General features: G+C 54.2%; 8 protein-coding genes and 1 riboswitch. Of the genes, 5 read left to right on the top strand and 3 right to left on the bottom strand.

What is annotated here, in order from left to right:
- Positions 1–189 precede the first annotated feature (189 nt).
- Together fabV and DQG13_RS18130 are read right to left on the bottom strand one after the other, a co-directional pair.
- The gene (gene fabV / locus DQG13_RS18135) at positions 190–1,368 is read right to left on the bottom strand and encodes an enoyl-ACP reductase FabV (RefSeq protein ID WP_113021200.1); all 1,179 of its coding nucleotides are present in this window, start codon (positions 1,366–1,368) and stop codon (positions 190–192) included.
- A gap of 188 nt (positions 1,369–1,556) precedes the next feature.
- Positions 1,557–2,042 carry a C40 family peptidase gene (locus DQG13_RS18130; protein WP_309472243.1) on the bottom strand — a complete coding sequence of 162 codons (486 nt, stop codon included), beginning with the start codon at positions 2,040–2,042 and terminating at the stop codon, positions 1,557–1,559.
- A gap of 4 nt (positions 2,043–2,046) precedes the next feature.
- A riboswitch (cyclic di-AMP (ydaO/yuaA leader) is annotated at positions 2,047–2,182 on the bottom strand.
- Positions 2,183–2,533: 351 nt separating this feature from the next.
- On the opposite strand from DQG13_RS18130, the gene DQG13_RS18125 reads away from it, so the two are divergent.
- The 3 genes from DQG13_RS18125 to DQG13_RS18115 all read left to right on the top strand — a co-directional run bounded on the left by DQG13_RS18125 (position 2,534) and on the right by DQG13_RS18115 (position 7,685).
- Positions 2,534–5,668 carry an ATP-binding protein gene (locus DQG13_RS18125; protein ID WP_113021199.1) on the top strand — a complete coding sequence of 1,045 codons (3,135 nt, stop codon included), beginning with the start codon at positions 2,534–2,536 and terminating at the stop codon, positions 5,666–5,668.
- Positions 5,640–6,800 carry a response regulator gene (locus DQG13_RS18120; RefSeq protein WP_113021198.1) on the top strand — a complete coding sequence of 387 codons (1,161 nt, stop codon included), beginning with the start codon at positions 5,640–5,642 and terminating at the stop codon, positions 6,798–6,800. Before DQG13_RS18125 ends, DQG13_RS18120 begins: the two co-directional genes overlap by 29 nt.
- Positions 6,801–7,010: 210 nt before the next feature.
- Positions 7,011–7,685, top strand: a complete 675-nt coding sequence (locus DQG13_RS18115) for a S1 family peptidase (protein ID WP_113021197.1) — start codon at positions 7,011–7,013, stop codon at positions 7,683–7,685.
- 110 nt (positions 7,686–7,795) lie between these two features.
- On the opposite strand, the gene DQG13_RS18110 is transcribed toward DQG13_RS18115, so the two are convergent.
- Positions 7,796–8,875, bottom strand: coding sequence for an RNA-guided endonuclease InsQ/TnpB family protein (locus tag DQG13_RS18110; RefSeq protein ID WP_113021196.1), 1,080 nt, complete (start codon positions 8,873–8,875; stop codon positions 7,796–7,798).
- Positions 8,876–9,077: 202 nt separating this feature from the next.
- On the opposite strand from DQG13_RS18110, the gene DQG13_RS18105 reads away from it, so the two are divergent.
- Entirely contained in the window at positions 9,078–14,432 is a 5,355-nt protein-coding gene (locus DQG13_RS18105; protein WP_113021195.1) for a DUF5011/hyalin repeat domain-containing protein, read from the top strand.
- A 79-nt stretch (positions 14,433–14,511) separates the two neighbouring features.
- Positions 14,512–22,113, top strand: coding sequence for an S-layer homology domain-containing protein (locus DQG13_RS18100; protein WP_113021194.1), 7,602 nt, complete (start codon positions 14,512–14,514; stop codon positions 22,111–22,113).
- Positions 22,114–22,123: the final 10 nt, after the last annotated feature.

Raw genomic sequence — 22,123 nt, 5'->3', positions numbered from 1 at the left:
TCCAGGGATTCCGGAATTTAAACAATGGTCAGAACATTAGTCTACTTCCAGACCCGGGGGATGTCAATGCCTCCGATGCCCTCTCGCCGAGCCCAAAAACGCCCCGCGCCTGGCCGGAGAAGGCCAAGCGGGGGCGTTGCGGTCGCAGGCAAGTCATGGCTATGACTGCAGTGAAGGTTCAGCCCGGCTTTAGAGCTGTACGTTGGGGTTTACATCCGCCTCATAATCCACATTGTCGAAGCCAAAGCCGAAGAGCTGCAGGAAATCCTGGCGGTACCCCTCCAAATCTCCCAGCTGCGGCAGGGTTTCGGTGGAGACGGCGGACCAGGCCTGGTTAATTTCGGACTGGATGCCTTCGTCCATCTCCCAATCATCCATCCGGATGCGGCCTTCTGCGTCGGTGGGAACCTCCCCCTCCGCTCCGTAGATCCGCTCCATCATCCGTGCCATCTGCTCGATGCAGCCCTCATGGGTTCCCTTGGCCTTCATGAGCTTATACAGAAGGGAGATATACAGGGGCACCACGGGAATGGCCGAGCTGGCCTGGGTAACCAGCGCTTTGTTGACGGAAACATAGGCGCGCCCGTGGTATGGGGCAAGCTCTTCAGTCAACTGGCGGGCGGTAGCCTCCAGATGATCCTTGGCCCGGCCAATGGTGCCTTCCCGGTAAATGGCGTGAGTCACTTCCGGTCCGATATAGGAATAGGCGAGAGTGATCACATTGTCGGCCAGCAGACCCTCTTTGGCCAGGAGCTGCATCCACAGGGTCCAATCCTCGCCGCCCATCACCTTGGCGGTCTGGCGGATCTCCTCATCGCTGGCCGGCTCCAGCGTTACTTCGCTGACCGCGCCATTCTGCACATTCACCGATTTGTTGGCGAAGGCCTGCCCAATCGGCTTCAGAACAGAGCTGTACACTTCGCCGGTAACCGGGTCTGTTCTGCGCGGTGCGGCCACGCTATAGACCACTAAGTCCACCTTGCCCAGCTTCTCGCGGATAAGACGAACCGCTTCCTCCTTCACCTCTTGGGAGAAGGCATCGCCGTTCAGGCTCTCCGCCACCAGCCCCGCTTCACGCGCGGCCTTCTCGAAGGCGGCGGTGTTGTACCAGCCGGCGGTGGCCGTCCGGTCGTCTGTCGCCGGCCGTTCGAAGAACAGGCCGATTGTATCGGCGCCCATGCCGAAGGCGGCGGCGATGCGCGAGGCCAGGCCGTAGCCGGTGGATGCTCCGATTACCAGCACCTTTTTGGCTCCCGCCACAGGCTTCTTGGCCTGTACAACGGCGATTTGGCGCCGCACACTCTCGGCGCAGCCCTCCGGGTGGGCGGTGGTGCAGATAAAGCCGCGTATTTTCGGTTTAATGATCATATGCCAGGAGTTCCTCCCCGAAATCATGTGGTATTCCTTGTCCTTCATAATATATATGTTAGCCGGAGGTTTTTCAAGACCAGGTCCTAAATGGGGTTGTTTCATCTGCAGATTTATGGGGTAAAAGAAAACAAACCCCGCCGGAGGCCAATCCCGGCAGGGCTTGTATGAAGCTAAGGTAATCAGCGTTATTCTGCAGGCTCAGAGGTCATTTGGGTATAGATCTCTTCCCACAGCACGCGACGGGCCGAAACATAGCGTTTCTTGTAATAGGATTCATCCAGGCTGCTTTTGGTTACGCCTTCATCGCTGGCGGAATGGGCAAACATTCTGTCGCCGATGTAGACGCCCACATGCGAGATGCCTTTGCCGCTGGTGTTGAAGAACACCAGATCCCCGGGGCGAAGGTCGGATTGGGGAATCCAGTAGCCTTCTTTGGCCTGGGCAGCGGAATTGTGGGGCAGCTCAAGATTGAACTGGGCGAACAGGTACTGGGTGAACCCGGAGCAATCGAAGCCTTTGTCGGAGGTGCCTCCAGCTTTGTAAGGGGTTCCAATAAGGGCGTCGATTTGTTCATTCATCGGGCTGGCAGCCGAAGCGGTACCGGCCGAGAAACTGAGCAGCATGACGGCAGCGACGAGTGCGACAACGGACTTCTTGAAGAATGAAAACAAAAGATAAGCCCCTTCCTGGCGCCTGCGAGGTTAGCTGTAGGGTTCGGTTGAAGGTTCCCTATGATCCCTATCGTGCGAGATCAATTCACCCAAATTGGTTCCCCCGCTTCCCGTAAACGGGAATTCGGCTCGGTATTTTTTCCAAGTTTATGTATTCTCTCCGCTTGGACAAATTCCTCCTTCACTCTTTAAAAAAAGATAAGGATTTCTTCAGGAATATTGGAAAGTTCACCGAATGGACAAAAGGACTGGGCTATTCTAACCAGAACTTGTCGAATCGGCTGAAAAACCTGGGTTTGACCCCCTCCTTTTCCTCCAAAAAACGGTAGACACCCTATGATCCCGAGCAGCCATTTTTTTGTTTGTGGCTTATGTACTAGAAGTGTTTTGCAAAAGTCGAAATTTGTTAGATATTGCCCTTGTGAGTTTCTTGTGAGCTTGCTATCGTATGATATATTCAAGCGGATTTTGTCCGATAGGGGAGCGGCATCATGAAGGCGGCTGGGAAATGGGTTGGGATTGTTTCGGTTACGGCAGCTTTTGTGCTGCTGGTAACCTTGTTATATACAGGATTGGTTGAGCACGGGAGCGCCCCTCCTGCGGTAAAGGGGGTTCTCGATCTGCGCGGGTTGGGTTTGCCGGAGCGGGGGATGGCGCAGCTGAGCGGGGAATGGGAGTTTGTGCCGGACAAGCTGCTGGAACCGGATGACCCTGTGTGGGAGCAGCCGGGCGAGGCCATCTATCTGGAGACTCCCCGGACCTGGCGGGGCAAGCATGAGAACGGCGGCGTCGAGGCAAAGGGCTCGGGCACATACCGTCTTAAGGTGCTGGTGCCCGAGAAGAAGGCCATCTACGGAATCAAGATTGCCAACATCCGGATGGCCCACAAGCTGTATATTGACGGAAAGCTTGAGGGCAGAAGCGGCACTCCCGCTTATACGCTGGAAGAGCATAGCCCGGGGAATACACCGTATACGGTGTTTTTTTCCTCGGATAAAGGTGAAATTGAGATTGTCATTCAGGTTTCCAACCATGTGTTTTTTAATGGCGGAATTGCCAGGCCCATTCAGTTTGGCGCGCAGAAGGATGTGATGACGCAGACGGCGCTCAGTCTTGGCGGGGATCTGGCCTGCGTTCTGATCTTCACCTGGGTGGGCATCCACCAGCTCCTGCAGTATTTGCCCAGGCGGGAGGACCGGAGCTATTTGTATTGCGGGCTGTTCCTGCTGCTGATTGCCGTCGGGCAGACCATGCAGGACGAGAAGCTTGCCCAGCGGCTCCTTCCCCAGATTCCCTTTGATATCATATATAAATTGCTGGACATGACCTACCTTATTTCCGCCCCGGTGGCGGTGCTGCTGTTCAGCTCTCTGAATAGACGCATAATGTCCAAGCGGACACAAGCCCTTCTGATCGTTCCGATGGTCATATGTGTTGCTGCGATACCGTTCATTCCTTATCGCGTCTTTAATGACTTCAAGCTCTATGTAATGTCTTATATCGCCTTCGCAGAGCTGTGCATGGTGGCGGGAATGGCCAAATTATATTCCCAGCGGCAAAAGGGCAGCTATCAAAGCAAGGAGCTGCTATTGTACATTGCGGCTGTGGTGTGTTTGCTGATTTATCTGGTGGCGGATTCCTTGGCTAAGGAAAGCATTATGCCCTCCGACTTTACCGGCAAGCTGGGAGCGCTGCTTTTTACTGTGCTGATGAACATTCTGCTGGCTTTCCGCTTCGCGCGGACCATGGAGGAGACGAAAAGCCTCACTCGCCAATTGACCGCCTCCAATCAGGCCAAGGACGAATTTCTCATTATGACCTCCCATGAAATCCGGACGCCGCTGAATGCCATTATGAATATTGCCTCCCATCTTCTGGACGATGGAGAGGCCGCACTGTCTGCCAAACAGCAGCAGAATCTGCGGCTGGTCCGGGACATCTCTGTCAAGCTGACGATGCTGATGCGGGACTTGATCGACGTTACGCGGCTGCGTCACGGGGAGATGACCATGCAGATCACCTCCGTTAACGTCAGGTCGGTGGCCAAGCTTGTGCTGGATATTCTGCAGTTCGAGCTGGCGGGCAAAAGGGTAGTGCTGCAAAATGAGATTCCTGCCGCACTATGGGTGCAGGCGGATGAAAACCGCCTCCGTCAGGTGCTGTACAACCTGGTGCATAACGCCATCAAGTACACCGAAGCGGGCAGCATCACTTTGAGCAGTACGGTTGACGGAAGCGCGGCCTTGATCACCGTTGAGGACACGGGGGCCGGCATTGCCCCGGAAAAACGGCATAAGCTGCTGAATAAAGAAGATCCCTTCGGCGATGATTTGCCGGCAGAAGGTTACACCGGAATGGGAGTCGGGCTGTACATTTGCCGCAAGCTGGCGGAGGGCATGAACGGCTCCCTGGGCATTGACTGGTCCGAACCGGGCAAGGGCACCCGGATGAGGGTTAGCTTGCCCGTGGAGCAGGCTCCGGCTTCTTCGGAGGATGCTGAGGGCGCAGGTTTCCCGGACAGCCAATTCCTGCAAAGCCCGGAGCCCCTGGAGATTCTCGGCGAGTATAAGCAAACCATTCTGATCGTGGACGACGAGCCGTCCAATATCTATACGCTGCTGAATATTTTGCGCCGCCATCCCTATAATCTGCTGTCGGCCTTGTCCGCCAAGGAGGCCCTGGCGCAAATAGCCCGGTATCCGAATATTGACCTGATCATCCTGGACGTGATGATGCCCGAGATGTCCGGCATCGAGCTGTGCCGGATGCTGAGAGAGCAGTATTCGATTCTTTCGCTGCCTATTCTGTTCGCCACAGCCAAGGACCGCTCCCAGGATATCGTCCTGGGCTTCGCCGCAGGCGCCAACGACTATGTAACCAAGCCTTTTGAAGGGGAAACCATGCTGGCCCGGATTCAGAACCTGCTGGCGATGAAATCCTCCTTCCAGGAAGCGATCCGCAATGAGCTGGCCTTCCACCAAGCGCAAATTAAGCCGCATTTTTTGTATAACGCGCTAAGCAGTGTCATCTCCTTCTGTTATACCGACGGGGAAAAGGCGGCGTACTTGCTTTCGCGGCTCAGCCAATATCTCCGCTACATTCTGGATGTGGACAGCCATGAGCTGCTGGTGCCGTTAAGCCGTGAGCTGGAGCTGATCGAAGCGTATGTGGATATTGAGCGTGCCCGTTTCGATGACCGGTTCGAGTTTGTCAGCCATGTGGAAAATGGGCTCGAAGAATTTCCCATTCCCTCCCTCTGCATTCAACCGTTTGTGGAAAATGCCATCCGGCACGGCTTCTTCGATCAGGACGGCCAGGGGACGGTGAATTTGATTGTGGAGAGGGAAGCGAAGGGAATCCTGATCACTGTAGAGGATAACGGCGCAGGCATCCCGGAGGAGGCGCTGAGGCGGATTACGGGTGCCGGCAGACCTGGGGAAGGCATAGGGATCGGCATTCTCAATATCCGGCGCCGGTTGGAAGCCATCCCCGGCGCTGCCCTGCAGGTGGCTTCGGAGCTGGGACGGGGAACGAAGGTTGTGATGCGGCTGCCGCGGGCTGCCGACGGCTTGGCAGCGGGGAAAGGGGGAGAGAGGAATGTTCCGAGTAGTAATCGTGGAAGATGAAAAACCGATTCTGGAGCTGATGAAGGTCGTTGTGGGACGAAGCCCCCACTGCCGGATTATCGGCGCCTTCAGCAACCCGCTGGAAGCATTGGAAAAGCTGCCGGAGCTTCAGCCGGATATTGCGTTCCTGGATGTGGAGATGCCCAAGCTGTCCGGTCTTGAGCTGGCCCAGAGGCTGAACGAATGCTGCGAGGGGACGCGCATTGTCTTCACTACAGCTTACAAGGAATACGCCCTGGAAGCATTCCGGGTGTTCGCCTTCGACTATATATTGAAGCCGGTGATGGCCGGCGCCATCGACCGGATTACCACCCGCCTGCTGAAGGAGACAGGCCCTGCGGGGAGCGCGGCAATGCTGCCTCCGGAGCCTGTTCGGAAGGCCGCCATCCATTGCTTCGGCAGCTTTGAGGTGCGGGATGCCAGGGGCGATCTGGTCCGGTGGCCCACCCGCAAAACGGAGGAGCTGTTCGCTTATCTGCTTTGCTGGCCCAATCAGGACATCAGCAAGTGGAAGCTGGTGGATCTCCTGTGGCCGGAGATGGATGAGGAGCGGGCTGTCCATAATCTGCACAACACCGTGTACCGGCTGAAAAAACTGATTAAAGAGCAGGACATCGGGATGGATGTAATGAAAACGGGAGACGGCTATTTGTTGAAAACTTTGGATACGGACTACGACCTGTTGGAGTTTCTGCAAAGCATGCCGGGGCACGGGAAGACAGAGCTGTCCGGACAGGAGCGGCTGGAGGCGTTGTTTGCGCTTTATGGCGGGCCGTTATTGACCCAGAAGGATTATGTGTGGAAAGTCCAGCTGGAGGAAAGCTGCGGCAAGCAGTACAGGACCATCGCCTGCCGTCTGGCGGAGGGGTATCTGGCGGAAGGGGACTGGGGCAGGGCGGAGCAGCGGCTGCTGGCCTGCCTCTCCCATTATCCCCTGGAGGAGGAGTTGAATCTTCTCCTGCTGGAGGTATACGCCGCCGCGGGCAAGCGGGAGCGGATCGCCCGGCACTATACCCTGTTCGAAGCTCAGTACCGCAAAGAGATGGGAATGGAGGTTCCTCTGGAGATCAGCAGAAGAGCCAAGCTGTACATGGAAATGTTGAAAGTTCCCCAGTCCCGCCAAAAAAATTAAAAATAAAAAAACACCTTGCGGCCCAGTGCGGCAAGGTGTTTTTGGCATTTTGTAGCCGTTTTCTTTGATATTTCCGCGAATTCGGAGGTGAGCCGCGGGAACTAGCAGCCTGGCCGGCATCCGACTTTTGAGAGAATTTTGAGAGAAGGCTACTCTATAATTATATCTATTCATTGCGACAAAAGTCGCAGAACGGAGAGTGGTGACGAAGTGTGGCGAAAGGGCGGGCTGCTGTTTGTAATACTAATGGCCCTGTTGCTGGCGATCAACGGGTTTTCCGTGTCCCAAGCGGATTCCCCTCCCCGGTATAATGCGGAGGAGCTTTATTCTCATGTGGAGGAGGCTGTTTTTTATGTAAGGGTGCTTCGGGAGGACGGTACGCTGAAGGATGTGGGCACCGGGTTTCTGATCCGCCCGGACGGTACAGCACTGACTGCGTACCATGTGGTGGAGGAAGCGGAGCAGGTGGAATGTGTGATGAATGACCTGTCTACAGTCACAGGCCTGGTAACGGCCAGGAACGAAGCTGCCGATACGGCGGTATTGAAGCTGGAGCAGCCGGCGGACAACGCCGGAGTACAGCGGACATATTCGTTTATTCCGTTGCGCACCGGTCAGATGAAGCATGGCGAGAAGGTTTTTGCCATCGGGTTTCCTATGAAAGGGACGAAGATGATCACGGAAGGGATTGTGAATGCGCCACGGGCCGCCATCAACGGAAGGGACCGGGTGCTGGTTTCAGCCGAACTGGTCAACGGCATGTCCGGCGGTCCGTTAATGGATGAGCATGGTTATGCGGCCGGCATTCTGTCCGGGTCGCTGCGCACCATGAGCGGCATTCATTTGGCCGTGAGCGCCCAGGATGCGGCGGCAGCTGCAAAGTGAAAGAAACTATCCACGTGATGACTCCCCGTAGCTAAAGCTAGGGGTTTCTCGGTTCAACGAGTCCGCTCATGCGGCGCTCTCCCCGAAGGCTCCATCCGAGCCGAACGTTTTTATGCCGTTGCTCGTTTCAGGATGTTCACAGCCGCGTTTTCGTCTCTGTCGGCCACGAATCCGCAATATGGACAGTGATGTTCCCGATCCTTAAGCTGCTTATTAACGATTTGACCGCAATTCGAGCATAGTTGAGACGTATGGCGAGGGTCTACCTGTTTCACAACTCTACCGGCGCTCTCAGCCTTGTAGGAGGTGAAGGCGACAAGTTGACTCCAACCGCTGTCGATGATGCTCTTTGCCAGGTGATGATTCTTAACCATACCGAGAACGTTCAAATCCTCGAACGCGATCAACCCGTATCGATTGACGAACTGGCGGCTGACTTTATGAGCATAATCCTTGCGCTGGTTGGCGACATGTTCATGCAGCCGGGCAAGAACACGTATAGCCTTCTTCCGGCGATTCCCGCCTTTCTTCTTGCGACTGACGGAACGCTGCAAACGTTTAAGACGCTTTTCCGACTTGCGCAGATAGGCAGGCGACTCGAAATATTCACCGTCAGATGTAACGGCAAGCATCTTCACACCCAGATCAACGCCAACAGCATCCGTACACTGTGGAAGCTGTTTCGGTTCGACTTCCGCTGACAGGCAAGCGTAATAGTTGCCGTTCTTCTGGATGATCGTACAAGTCTTGATCTTCCCTTCTACAGGTCGGTGCAACTTTATCTTAACATCTCCAATCTTGGACAGCGTAAGCTTGTTCAGTTCCAGCTTGTAGCCACCTTGCGGATAGGTAAAGCTATTGTACTGCGTGGCAGGCTTAAAGCGAGGAAACCCAGGCTTCTCTCCTGCCTTAACGCGGCGGAAGAAAGCCTGAAACGCCTTGTCTATGCGTTTGGCAACGTCTTGCAAGAGTTGGGAGTGTACTTGCTTAAGGGCTGGAATCGCCGCTTTACGTTCGCTAAACGTGTTTGCCTGATCGTAATAGGTGAGGCTCTTGCCCTCCTCTCGGTAAGCGTGAATACGCTCGTCAAGCAAGCGATTGTACAGCAGTCGGCAGCGTTCTGTAGTGAAGTCAATCGTTTTGCGCTGTTCCCGATTCGGATACAGCCGATATTTGTATGAAATCAGCATGGTTAACGCTCCTTTTGCAGTCGAACAGCACATTGTTATTGCTATCTACTGTTCTGGACATTTTTTCACCCCAAGAACAATATACCAATCCATGAGATAGCTTGTACATATCTAAACTACGTGTTTCAATGATGGCGGCTTACATCCCCCTAGAATGGGGTTTTACGCCGCGACCTATAAGGTTGCTTTGGGAGGATACATAATGCTGAAAAGGTTAAAAAAGTGGACGTCAATCATCCTTGCCGCCAGCCTGCTGCCGGCCATGTTTGCGCCTGCAGGAACCAAGGAAGTGAAGGCGGCGACAGGGCAGTATGAGGATGTGTTTATTAATCAGACCAAGGTATATAACAAAAGCACCATTAGTCAAAACCCCGCAGTTCCTAAAATAGATAGCGAGGGTAGTATGGACTTTGAGGCTTGGATGTGGTTTCCCCGGCAGTATGCCGGAGCAGGGTTTCCGGGCGTATACATTGAGTATGGCGGAGAGTACCTTAGGGGTACACAATCTGCAATGGATTTTAAGGGCTCCATCCATGTAGCCGAAGTACCGGGTCTGCGGGAGCTTGCTGCCAGTGGACAAGGAGAGTTCCGCTTCTTTATCAACACGATGTGGGAATCTGACGATGACTTCGTCAGCATGGAGATCAAAACGGACAGATCGAACTACTATAAATACAGGGAGGAGCATGGAGGAAGCCATCCCGACCGCAATGATAATGTTGATACGGGCTGGCAGGCACTTGATCCCAATGATGTGATTACCATTACATTAGAACGTGATGGAACCGCCGCTATCGATGGAGTACATCTGTATTTTCGAGACATTCACGACCCGGAATTGCAGGAGTATCAATTCATCTCTACAGGTACGGAGCGGAACAATACGAAAATTGGCGAGAAGGAGCTGTTCCTGAAGGCAGGAGAGCAGATGACCCTTACCTATCCCTTCAGTGAACTGGTCAAGCCCAGCTCACCAGGCGAAGCCGCTGACTTGAATCTTCATTATTTATTTACCAACCCGGCGGGAACAGGCTTGCCCGGAGCCGGACAGAATCAAGGGATGAGGCTTCCTGCTTCAACCAATTGGAGCCAGTTCACAGATAAGCTGGCTTACTCCTATTCCCCTACACCCCTTCATCATTCGGGCAATTTGCCAATTAAGAACGGCGGGGAACTGACGGAACTTCCATTAACAGGAGGGCTGAACGAAAAGGCGCTTAGGGAGAAAATCATTGATGCCGATTTTCATGACCCGGCAGGCAACCCCCTTAAAATAACCAAATTTGGTCAAGCATCCAGTGTTGCCGGTTCCTCCTTTTTAAGCGGCAAAACTGTCAATCCCTTCGATGAAACCGTTGATCCGGATAACGCCATATCCGGTAATGACGGCTACCGGGTTATTGTCGATGCGGTGCCGCCCAAATACTCTTTTGTGGCAAACGGCATTCAGCCTGATATCCTTACGGGCAGTACCTTAAACGGCGGCGACGAGATCTACTTTAAGGTACAGCTTACGGAGGATGTCATTATTAAAGAAGGACTGAACCTGTCCGATTTAATTCTTCATTTCAATAATGGCATGAAGGCTAAATACGAGGATGGCTCGAACACTCCTACCTGGACGTTTAAGGCAGAAGTAACAGATGCTGATATAGATGTAGCATTGTTAAAGGTTATCGCCCTTACCCATGAGAGCAGGGCAGCGCAAGGCTATTACGATAAAGGCGTAATCCAGGATTATGCCGGCAACCTGCTGATGGACGCCGCCAACACCAGCAAATCATCGGAGCCTGCGCCCACAGATCCCTCCCAGCGGATAGCCGACACCAAGATTGACTGGGCAAAGCTGTCCATCGATAACAAGGACCCGGAATTCAGCTACTACTATGACAGCGAAGGCGCAACTGACGCGGTATATGGCAAACGGGGGAAAATCACCATTGATGCCAATGATCCTTCGGTTACGGCTCCCCCTCTTGATCCGGATGAGCCTGGAGTTGTACGCCCAAGCCGTGGTATCTACCGCCCGCTGAATATGACGGGACCGATCGGAGAGAATTCCCCGGGAGTCGGATTAGTGTATTATTACTGGAGCCAAAAACCCGACAATCCGCTGGCAGACAAAGAAGGGGATAACTATGCCGCAGTCAAGCGGTATTCCCTGAAAGGATTGCAACCAAGCGACGGCCTGTATCCAGGGAAATTAGCAGATTTGAACTTTATGGTAGCCAACAACAAAACCAATCTGCTTTCTCCTCCTGCGGAGGCTTACGCTTCTGAAGCCAGCGGCCCCTGGTACCTGCACACCTGGACAGCAGATATGACTTGGGATACGGCCAGGGAACTGATGCAATACAACAAGAATAAAGACTTTGCAAGTGAACATCCCGACATGTACAACGCATGGAAGAATGAATATTTTGCCAGTCATCCCGGGGCTTCTGAGGCTGACGCAGAATTTTACGCCAAGAGTGAGGCTCTAAAAACGGTTGCCGAGTACGGAAATCTATCCATATGGACACCGGAGGATTTCAAACACGATGATTCCAACTGGATTTATAACAAGGCGACGCTGCTGCTGGACAATAAAGCCCCAGAGCTTTCAGCAACCATCGATATCGGCCAAGACACTGCCGAGGTAAAAGCACAGGTAAAAGCAACCGACGATCATAGCGGAATTGATGCGGCCAATGTGCAGTATCAGTGGGTGAAGGAAAATGAAGCGCCAAGCCCCATTGCCTGGACTACTGTTCCGGCTGATTACATCGTTTCCACACAAGGCCATGTTTTTGAAGACGGCAACTATGTATTGTACCTGCAGGGTGCGGATCATGCCGGAAATACAACGGCGGTACAAACGACGAAGGTTGCAAGGGTCAACTCATCCAAAAGGATGGAGGTTTCCTACTCCTCAAAATCGGAAAATTATGTGAAGAGCCATGACGTGGAGTTTTCCATTAATGGGATTTCGGTTGAAGATATCTCTTACGCATATAGCAACTCCGTGGCGCGCCCGGCGGACAGTCAATTTAAGCCGACTACCAGCGTAGTGGTCGGGAATAGCCCTGCAGCAGGCGGCTTGGCAGCGGACAGCACAGCGGCGCCTTCCGTTACCGCCTCTGTTTATGCGGCAAGCACTGTAACCTCGGCGGTCTATGAATCCAAGGTCTGGATTCCGGCGGACACTGCGCTGAACGGCGACCAATATCTGCATGTCCGTGTCAAGGAATTGGATGCGCAAGCCTATTATTTCAACCAGCTGTACAAGTTTGATGATGCCGCGCCTGCCGTCACCTTCAGCATCAACGGTGTCGGCTACGCAAAACCGGGTCACACCGTCATTGTGACGGCAACCGAGCCGTACCGGCCGGATGGCAAAACAGTGAAATACCAATGGGTCCGGGAAGCTGTCCCTGCCCCCGGTGAGGCATCGGCGGGATGGCAGGCTCTTCCGGGAGACGGCAGGGCAGCGCTGGATAACTCCGGACTGGCCGTTGGAGAGGCTGCGGACTTCATCTTATATGTCTTGGCCACAGATGGGGCAGGCAACAGTGCCGTTACCCATACGGGAGCCTTCCGGCTGTCGCGGGAGGATGACCGTCCCGTACAGGTTCTCCAATCCGACCTGATTGCCTTTGAAGGCAATGAAACCGATGGATACAAAGCGGTGCTCCAACTGGAGCTGCAGAATTCCACCAAGGACGGCTATGAATATGCCGTGTCCAAGGATAACGGCGCCACATGGACCGCCTGGATGCCGTATACCAACTTCGTTCGTACGACCGTTGACGAAAAAACACCGTCCCAACTGCAGCTGAAGGTGAAATTCCGTTCCCCCTATGGAGGAGAAAGCAGTCCGGCGGATGTGGACACCAGGGGATTCAACCCGGAGGCAAATCCGCTCTACGGCATCGCCTCGTACAGTACCTTAAAATCAGTGGGCAGCGGAGATGTAGCATTAACCATTTCGGTTCCCGCCGGGGTGAAGGTGACACCTTCCGCTGCAGACAATCCGGCGGCCCCGGTTCATGCCAGAGGCAATACCTACAATATCCCGCAGAACGGGGTATACACCTTCGACATGACCGACCTTACTGCTCCGGACCGCAAGGCCAGGCTTTTGGCGGTAGTGAAAAACATTGACGATACGGCTCCTGAAGGAACGGTTGCCTACAACATTACCGGGCCTACCTCCTCCAATGTAACGGCTGAACTGCAAACCGCCGAGCCGGTGCGGGTGCTGAACAATGACGGAAGCAGGCGGCGCGTCTTTACGGAAAACGGCACATTCACCTTTGAATTTGAGGATGAAGCGGGCAACAAGAGCACAGCGACAGCAACGGTCGGCAACATTGATAAAACACCTCCCTCCGTACGCGTCGCGAAGTCGTATACGTACGGAACCAACGGGTCAAAAACCTTTAAGACCATCACTGACAGCCAAGGCAATGTGATTTTGGCGGAGGGCGTTGTGGTGAGTGTGGCCAAGACCGCTGTCAATGCCAAGGATTTCACTGTCATTCAAGGCCAAACCCCGGTTACCATGCTGGAGAACGGCAAGGCGGAATTTACTGTACGCGACCACATGGGCAATACGGCTGTTCTGGAAGAAGACATTGCCTATATTGCTCCCGCATTTGCGGCGCCGCAGATCGTTTACGAGTATGTGGATGAGAACGGACAACCGCTGCCTGCGGAGAAAATAGTGACTATCGGCGGCAAAACCTATGCCAAGGGCAATGTGAGGGTCACCTTGAGCGGGCAGGTTAATGCCCCCAACAAAATCTTCTTGGGAACGGCACCTTCTATTGACGAACAAGGAAACTACCTCAACCAGATAAGCGGGTCCGACGGCAGTTACGCCCACTCAGCCGTATACAGCACCAACGGGCGGACAAGAATTGCACTGGCCGATCTTCTGGGGCATATGGTCATTTCCCAAATTGAAGTAGCGGGTCTGGATAATACGGCCCCTGAGCTCAAGCTGAACCGTCCCGTAACCTCCGTGATCCGGAATCAGGCAGGCTTCAATCCTTACACGGATTTGGGCGGTTATACGGTTTCCGACAACCTGTCGGATGCGGGCAACCTTGCGGTATCCATCAGTGATCTGGATTTGACCAAAACAGGCAAGCAAACCGTCACCTATACAGTAACGGATGAAGTGGGCAATAGCTCGGCTGTCACGCAATCGGTAGTCGTGATGCCGGATACGGGGCTGTTGATCACCGGCAATGGGGAAGTATTGTCCTCCAGCCTGGAAGAGTCCTTGCTGTTTGATACCAACAAAATTACCTTCCGCGTACAGGGCTACGATGAAATGACGGTTGAGGGAGAAAAGGCAACCAATGAACGGGCCACCTTCACCATCCTGTATCATTCGGGACTGTACCGGGAAGGGCAAATGAAATATATTGCCGAGGAAATATCCTATGAAGCGCTGACGGCCAAACAATTCCAGGTTACCTTCCCCAAAACAGGCTGGTATACCATTATTGTCAGAACGCAAGAGAGAGAAAGGGAGTTCGCTTCCTTCTTTGTAGGCAAAGCAGATTAAGTGAATCCCGGAAGTTTGTCCGGCGGTGCGGTCAACGCCGCTTCGCCGGACAACCCTGGAATAAAGGAGTCAAATGCGGATGAGAGGATTTAAACAGACAATTGTAATCCTGCTAGCTGTAATTCTGGCCTTGGGGCTTCCGGTCTCGGCCTTTGCCAATGAAATGGGCAAAAAAGACGTGACAGTATTAAGCAACAGCTTCATCAAGGTGACGGTTAATAATCATACGGGCCGTTTCGCCATTCGGACCGTGGACGGCCAGCCCGTCCGCAAGAATGACCAGAACGTGAACATGATGTTCCAGGGAGATGATCCCGAAACTTCCTTTACCACCTTCCGGATTGACGGAACCGACTATATTTTCGGCAACCCTTATAAATTCGGAGCGGAGTTCTTCTCGGAAATTTCCACCCCGCGGATTGTGGAGAATACGGACGGAACCAAGCAGATTGAGACCACCTGGAGCATTAAGGGGGTCCAAATTACACAGATTCTTAAGCTCTACATCAATACCTCCGACAAGATGAATGCCGGCAACGTGAATGTCGGCTACATTGTCAACAACCCTACCCAGGCAGACGTGCAGGTAGGCTCCCGGATCTTGCTGGATACCATGTTGGGCAGCAATGACGGTCCGGCCTTCCAGGTAGGCACAGCTTATAAGGTGCCGCTGCAGGTGGAGCGCAGGCTGATGGACGCAGATAAGCTTCCCTCCACTATTTCCGAGGAGGAAAAGCCGCTGCACACCCTGCCGGGATATTGGGTAATGAAGGACAAATACGACAGCTCCAATCCGTTGGCTACCAATGTAATGGCCTACGGCTTTAACAATTTCTCGGAGAATGACATTAACATTGTGGATGAAATGGTAGTTGGCCACTGGGCCAAAATGGCCAATACCAAATGGGATTATGAGGTAAACCCCAATCTGGATTTCACCACTGATACCAATGATTATGGTTCGGCGGATTCTGCAGTGGCTCTTTACTGGAACCCGGACCGGATTCCGTCGGGAACGGCCCGCAGCTTCGAGACGGTCTACGGTCTGGGCGAAATTATTCAGCCGGACAAGGTGTTCTCCATCCGTTATATTGATCCGGTGAACCAATTGGCCACATTGGAGGACAGCAGCGGCTATGAGAATGAGGGGATTTTCGATATTACGGCCGAGGTGGAAAACCTGGCGTCCTACGATATGGAGCAATCCAGCATCCGCGTCAGCCTGCAGCTGGACAATGCGCTGAAATTCGTCGAGCTGGATGATAAGGGGCAGATCGTCAGAGGCGCTGACGGCAAGGCCAAGACGCTGGCGGGCAACACTCAAAGCGCTATTTTTAACAAGGAGGCTACACCGGAGGAGGCAGAGCTGGGCATTCAGCCCAAATTCAAGCCGGGTGAAACCGTAACGGCTTCCTTTAAAGTAATAGCCAAGGGACGTCCCTGGCCGACAACTCCGGAATATATGCTGTCCGTTACCAGTCCGGAAACGGAAAAGCAGCTGCAGGGCGTAGAGGACGAATCCGTCAAAGCCCAGTACAAATCCAGCAAAGCCAATTTTGTCTTTCTTCCTCCGGTAGGGGTTGCGGCGCAGACCTTTGTATACTCCATGCTGCCGGAAGAGGCCTATACCACGGATGTCAAATATATCACGCTGAATTTGTCCAACGTGGAGGCTTATAACCCTGGCAACGCAACATCCGAGCCTAACTTTGACGTGTATTTGAGGGAAATCGCCACCGGCAACCGTTACAAGGTACCGGTACAGGAATCCGTTATTCTTCAACCCGCCAACGACGGAATGCTGGGGGATATGCGGATTACCTACCGCACAGGCGATCTTGTGGACGCCAACGGCGATGTGATGAAGGATAAAGACGGCAAGGAACTGAAGGATCTGGGCCCGACACTGCCCTTGGGCGAGTATCAGGTGGAAGTGGACTACAAGGATACCGCCGATACGGCGGGGTTGTATGATTTGACCACTGTTCAGCGCTTCGTAGTCAGCGAAGATGAATCGTCCCGTGTGAAAAAAGCCAACATTCTGGCAGTAGTCAAGTCAACCTTTGATTTGACGGAAGACTATAAAGATATGAAGGAGCCTTATGAGCAGGCTTTCCCCGGAGAGAAGCTGCCTTCTAAAGTTGATCTGGAAATGATGAAAAATGCCTTCGCTGGCGCTATGAACAAAATGGTGCTGGCAGGCAAAGCGCTTGATCCGGAGTTTAGCGGAGAGTATCTGCTGAAACCGGAGGAGATCCCGGCTTACCGGCTGGAAGCCTTTGAAAGCGAGGAGGAGCTGGAGGCCTTCAAGGAAGAGCTTGCCGAAGAGGAAACAGGAGTCGGCAGTGATGAGGAGGAGGAAAGCGGAGACGAGGTTTTGGTTGAAATCCGCGGCATGATCAACCGGATCGGCAGCGGCAAGGATACGCAGTATGTGGTGGATACCACCAGCGAACCCGCCATCATCAACAATGCTGTCGCCTACCGCGGGAAGGATATGGTTTTTGCCCAAGGGCAGCTGGATGTGCTGGGCTTAAGCTCGATTTCGGGAGCAGGCGATTCTCCCTTCTTCCGCACCTTGGCTGTTAAGGGCGACGGTACACTCTCCGTAGCCAACAGCGGCTTTATTTTCCATAGCGGGGAATGGACCCTCGACTTCTATAACGGCTTCAGCAAATCATTGTCGCAATCGGATGATGAGGACGACGATGACGAGGAAGACGAAGATGAGGATGAGGATGAGGATGAGGACCAGGACAAGGATAAAGACAAAAAGGAAAAAGGCGGAGAGGATGACTCCCTCAACGGTTCCTTGGAATGGGCTACCGGCGGATTGTCTGACCGGCTGAATCCTTTGCGCCAATTGGTCATTGAGGACGTATATTTCAACCGGCACAGCCTGTTTGCCGCTCCCAGCTTCTCCATCAGCGGGTTTGGCATGAAATTCCATGATTTTATTCTGCGTCCGGGCGGCATTTCCTTTGGCGGCAGCATCAACCTTAAGATCGTTGAATCGGAAATCAATAATGTTGTTTTCAATGATAAAGGCTTTGTGGGGATCGACGCCAGTTTGAAATTCGATCTGAATGAGGGCATCGGCCTGATCGGCTCCAGCAAAAAAGGCAAGGATGATCCAAAGCTGCCTTCCGGTGAAATTACCATCGTCCACTATGTGCAGGAGGTGGAGGACGTCTCCAATACCTACGGCCTTAAATTCAAGGCTGAGCTGGCCAACTTCGGCGTAGGAGTGGAGTTAGCCTTCAAGCAGGTGCCGGACAAGCGGATTCTGCCGGATGTTATTGGCTTCGAGGCGGAGTTGGGCGATCCGGGGATAATGATCGCCGGCGCTACCTATCTGCAAGGCATTCGCGGCGCCATCCGCGAGCTGGCGGATACGATTGCGGGAGAGGGCGACGTTCCGCTGACCATTGAGGCCGGGGCGGATATCAACTTCGGCATTCCCCCTGCCATCTTCTATGGCAGCATCGATCTGACCCTGAAGAAAACCGGCATCAAGATTGTAGGGGCCTTGGATTACGCCCCAAGCCCCAATTCTGAGCGGATGACCATGATCACCGAGGCCAAAATTGCCGCGCAATGGGCAACACCCTGGTTTGTCAGCGCATCTGTGGAAGTGGACGTGCTGGGCTGGGATGTCATTATCGGCAAAGCCTCTCTGTTTGTGGGCCAGAATCTGATCAAAAACCGGATTGATTTCGAGGGCTTCTTAAGCGCCAAGCTGCAAATTCCCTCGGATGTTCCTGTAGTAGGCGGCATGCCGTTATCCGGCGTATCCTTGGGGATAAACAACGACAAAATGTGGGGCAGCTACACCCTTCTTTTTATCACCCTGGGTGTAACCTACTACTTTGACGGAGGGATTGAATTCGGCACCTCCGGCGAAAAGCTGCCGGAAGGCCTGGCTTATCTGCGGATTCAGGACCCCGAAACAGGCCCCAAGCTCATCATATTGGGCCAAGGAGTGGAAACGGTGGCCACCTCTTGGGTAACCAAGGAGGATGCGCCTCACGAAATTGAGTATCACAGTGTTGCCAATGGCGTGGATCTGCTTGACAACGGCTCCTTCGGCATAGGCATCGGCGGCATCAAGGTGTCGGATGAAGGACGGCTGCATGAGATTCCCATGAGCTCCGTTTCCGGCGACGCCCTGTTGGAGGTGGAGTATTACGGCAATACCGTTCCGAATCTGGTTATGAAGGATAACAAGGCTCAGGACTATCCGCTTGTTTATGACGTGAACAGAACCAATGATCCCTTAGCCAATGCCTTTACCCAGGAGATTGCCGGCCAGAACGGTGTTGTGAAAAAAATCTACATTGCCGTGCCGGCCAATCAAGCCGGCGGCACATGGAAGCTGTCCTCCGACCAGCAGGTGGATTCCAGACTTTTGAATATTCCGGTAGTCTCCAAGCTGGAGGAAATCCGCTTGACAAAGCCGGATCAAAACCCGAATACATTTACGGCTTCCTGGAAGGTAGCCAATGCCAAGCCGGGGGATACGGTTAGCCTCTATTTGACCAAGGACGCCGTATTGCCTCCTGCCGCTGCAGGCGAAGAAGCTGCCGATCCGGGTTCGGCGGGACTTCTGGTGGCCAAGGATCTGGATGTCACAGCCGGCGGCAATTTGTCCGGCACAACAGCTGCAGGCAGCGCGGTTATCGATGTGTCTCAGGTTTCGCTTTTGGGCGCTACCGAGGACATCCGCGGACTGCTGCCTCAAGGCGACTATTATCTGCGTGCGGAGCTGAAATCCTCCAACACCTTCAATACGATGACCAGTGCCAGCAAGTTCACTGTGGTGGACCCGCTGGCACCCGGCGAGGTGCAGGATGCGGCTGTGAAGCCGGCAGGCAACGGCTACTTCGACCTCTCCTTCCGTCCCGCGGCCAAGAAGCCGGCGCAGGCAGGATTCGGGCACAGCTACAATATCGAGGTGCTGCAGGAGCAAAACGGCGCATTGAAGGAATATGACAACTTCGCCTCCATCCTGTTCACGGAAGAAGAATTGGCCCCGTACTGGAATGCCCAAAGCGGCAAATATGAAGGCATTCGCCTGGGCGGCTGGACCAAGGCCTCCCGTTCCAGCCAGATGGATCATTCCAGCCTGGAGGGCAAGCCTGTGGAGGGGGACACTGTCTCCTACCAGGGGCTGCAGGTGGAGCAAAAATATGTGGTTGGCGTATCGGCTGCAGTAAGACCCGATAAAGCGGCCGACAAGAACGAAAATCTCCATTTTTCCAACCGGACGGATACGGCAAACACTCTGCTGCCTGTACCCGCAAAACCGGTGTTGAGTATCAAGCCTTCGGATAATGTCAATGTGGCGGAGGCGTCCGCCGCTTATGCGGATGTGCTGACCAGCGGCAAGCAGCAGCGGATTCTCCTCAGCTCCGATCAGCAAAATGTGGAGGTGGAGGCCCTGTTCGACGGGCAGTCCCTTGGCAAAACCCAGCTTGCGGACAATGCCTCCGGCAGCGCAGGGGCAATGGATTTCTCCACCTTTGCAACAGATGGAAGGTATGCGGTGGAATTGCGGGCAACCAACCAACAAACCGGCGATTTCTCCATTACCATGCTGTATCTCACCGTGGATACCCTTGCTCCCATACTCTACCTGGATACTCCGCTTACCGGCGAACGCACTGTTGGCGGCAAAATCCGTGTAGCGGGGCAAACCAGCAACGATGCGGAATTGAGGGTAAACGGACAGCGTGTGACCGTAGGCCCGGACGGCCGGTTCGCCGGTGACATTACCGTTGCCGGTACGGAGCCGAAGCTGGAGCTTGTGTTTGAAGCGGTAGACCGTGCAGGCAACAGCAACGGCACAACCGTGCAGGTAACCAACGGCGGTTACCAGGTGCCGGTAGCATTGGTGCTGCGGAAGCTGCCTAATCTGTACGTGCAGGATGAAAAGAAGGTGGAAGCCTTCCTGCGGTATCCGGATGGTGTGGATGAGAAGCAAAAGCTCAAATTTAAGGAAGTATCCGTTCCGGCAGCAGATTTGGATAAGCTGACCTACTCCCTCTACGCCGGGGAAGCTGCCAGCGTAACGGATAGCGGCGCAGTCAAGGCGGTATCTGAAGGATCAGCCATCGTGAAGGCCGATTACCAGCTTACTGATGACGTTGTTCTTCAAGGTATGACGGTGGTGAATGTATCCAGCGAGATCAATGCGTATACGGCTACAGTTGCCAACAAGGCTGGCGTCACCAAGGTAAATGTGGTGTCTGCCGGAGAGATGGCAGATGCGGAGCTGGTGTATAAGGTTTATCCGGCAGCAAGCAGCATTCCGGCGGCTCCCCGGTACAAGGATGATGTAAGCGGCTGGACGGTCCTCCCTGCAGACGGTGTTGTTGCAGCGGCAGCAGGCGACAGGATTGGTGTGGCCAAACGGGCTGTAGGCGGCAAACAAGCCTTGGCGGTTTCCGCGCTGATGGAAGCAAAAATTTGGAGCCAGCCGACTCCTGGCGGCATAGGACCCATGGGCCCCGGGAACGCGGATATTAAAGCCAACGGCGAAACGGTTCAAACCGAATTGCGCAATGACCGTTTGACAGCCCGGATTGACAAGGCGGGAACCAGTGCCGCCAATCCGAAGCAGCTGCTGGTTGAAGGCAATAATGCGCTGGTCAACGGCTACGAGTTTGAAATCGGCTCCGGCCTGCTGGCTCAAGCCGCCAAGAACGGACAGACCCTCCGGATGGCGCTGCCCTTCGCGGATCTGGCCATTCCGGCCAATCTGGCAGCCGAATCAGGCAAGGATCTGAAGCTTGTGCTGGAAAAGAACACGGCTTCCCAAAAAGCCGAGCTGGAAAAGGTTGCTCAATCCCTCCAGGCAGAGCTGCTGGGAGACGGCGAAGGGGTTACCTTCGAAATCGGTACGCCGGGGATCTACAGCGGACGTTCCGTTGCCGCCAGAGTGGCTATTCCCGACAGCATTGCCGCCAGTGACATTACAGGGGTGGTGCTGAGAAGCAAAAACGGCAACTGGACAACCGTTCCCTGGGCATTGGATATCGCCAACAATAAAGCATATATCAATCTGACTCTGACCGATGACGGCAGCATTGCCTTCATCAAGAGCAAACCTTCCTTTGCTGACGTGGCTGCGGACAGCTGGGCCAAGGATGTGATTGCAGCCGCCAGCGGCAAGTTGTTCATGCTGGGCCGCGGAGCGGATGAATTCGCTCCGGACAGCCGGATTACCCGCGCGGAATATCCCACTGTGCTGCTTCGTGTGCTGGGGCTGATGAGCCAACAGGCAACGGCAAGCTTTGCCGATGTGGCTGCAGATGACTGGTTTAACCGCAGTGTGGCCATCGCTTCCGAAAGCGGTCTGGTGAACGGCTTCGAGGACGGAACCTTCCGGCCGCAGGGCGAGCTGTCCCGGTTGGAGGCTATGGTTATGGCAGGACGGGCGCTGAAGCTGCTGGGAGGCAACATAGCAGTAGATGCGGCTCAAGCTGACACCATCCTGGGTGAGTTTACGGATGGGGCATTGATTCCGGAATGGGCCAGAGAGGCCGTTGCCCTCTGTATCCGCGAGGGAATTATCGACGGCCAGGATCAGGCCCTGCTTCCCGACGGAGCGCTTACCCGGGCCCAAGCCGCGGCAATCGCTGCCCGGCTTAATCAGAAGCTGCCAGTAACCAAGCTGTAAGATTGGAGAA

This window comes from Paenibacillus sp. YN15 (assembly GCF_003285005.1).
In the GTDB taxonomy this organism is placed as follows: domain Bacteria; phylum Bacillota; class Bacilli; order Paenibacillales; family NBRC-103111; genus Paenibacillus_AR.
The sequence above is the reverse complement of the archived record's forward strand: the minus strand, read 5'-3'. Positions and strand labels throughout refer to the sequence as shown.

Bases quoted from the DNA above. Each gene is read 5' to 3' on its own strand.
- fabV (WP_113021200.1), bottom strand. From the start codon at position 1,368: ATGATCATTAAACCGAAAATACGCGGCTTTATCTGCACCACCGCCCAC.
- DQG13_RS18125 (WP_113021199.1), top strand. From the start codon at position 2,534: ATGAAGGCGGCTGGGAAATGGGTTGGGATTGTTTCGGTTACGGCAGCT.
- DQG13_RS18120 (WP_113021198.1), top strand. From the start codon at position 5,640: ATGTTCCGAGTAGTAATCGTGGAAGATGAAAAACCGATTCTGGAGCTG.
- DQG13_RS18110 (WP_113021196.1), bottom strand. From the start codon at position 8,875: ATGCTGATTTCATACAAATATCGGCTGTATCCGAATCGGGAACAGCGC.
- DQG13_RS18105 (WP_113021195.1), top strand. From the start codon at position 9,078: ATGCTGAAAAGGTTAAAAAAGTGGACGTCAATCATCCTTGCCGCCAGC.
- DQG13_RS18100 (WP_113021194.1), top strand. From the start codon at position 14,512: ATGAGAGGATTTAAACAGACAATTGTAATCCTGCTAGCTGTAATTCTG.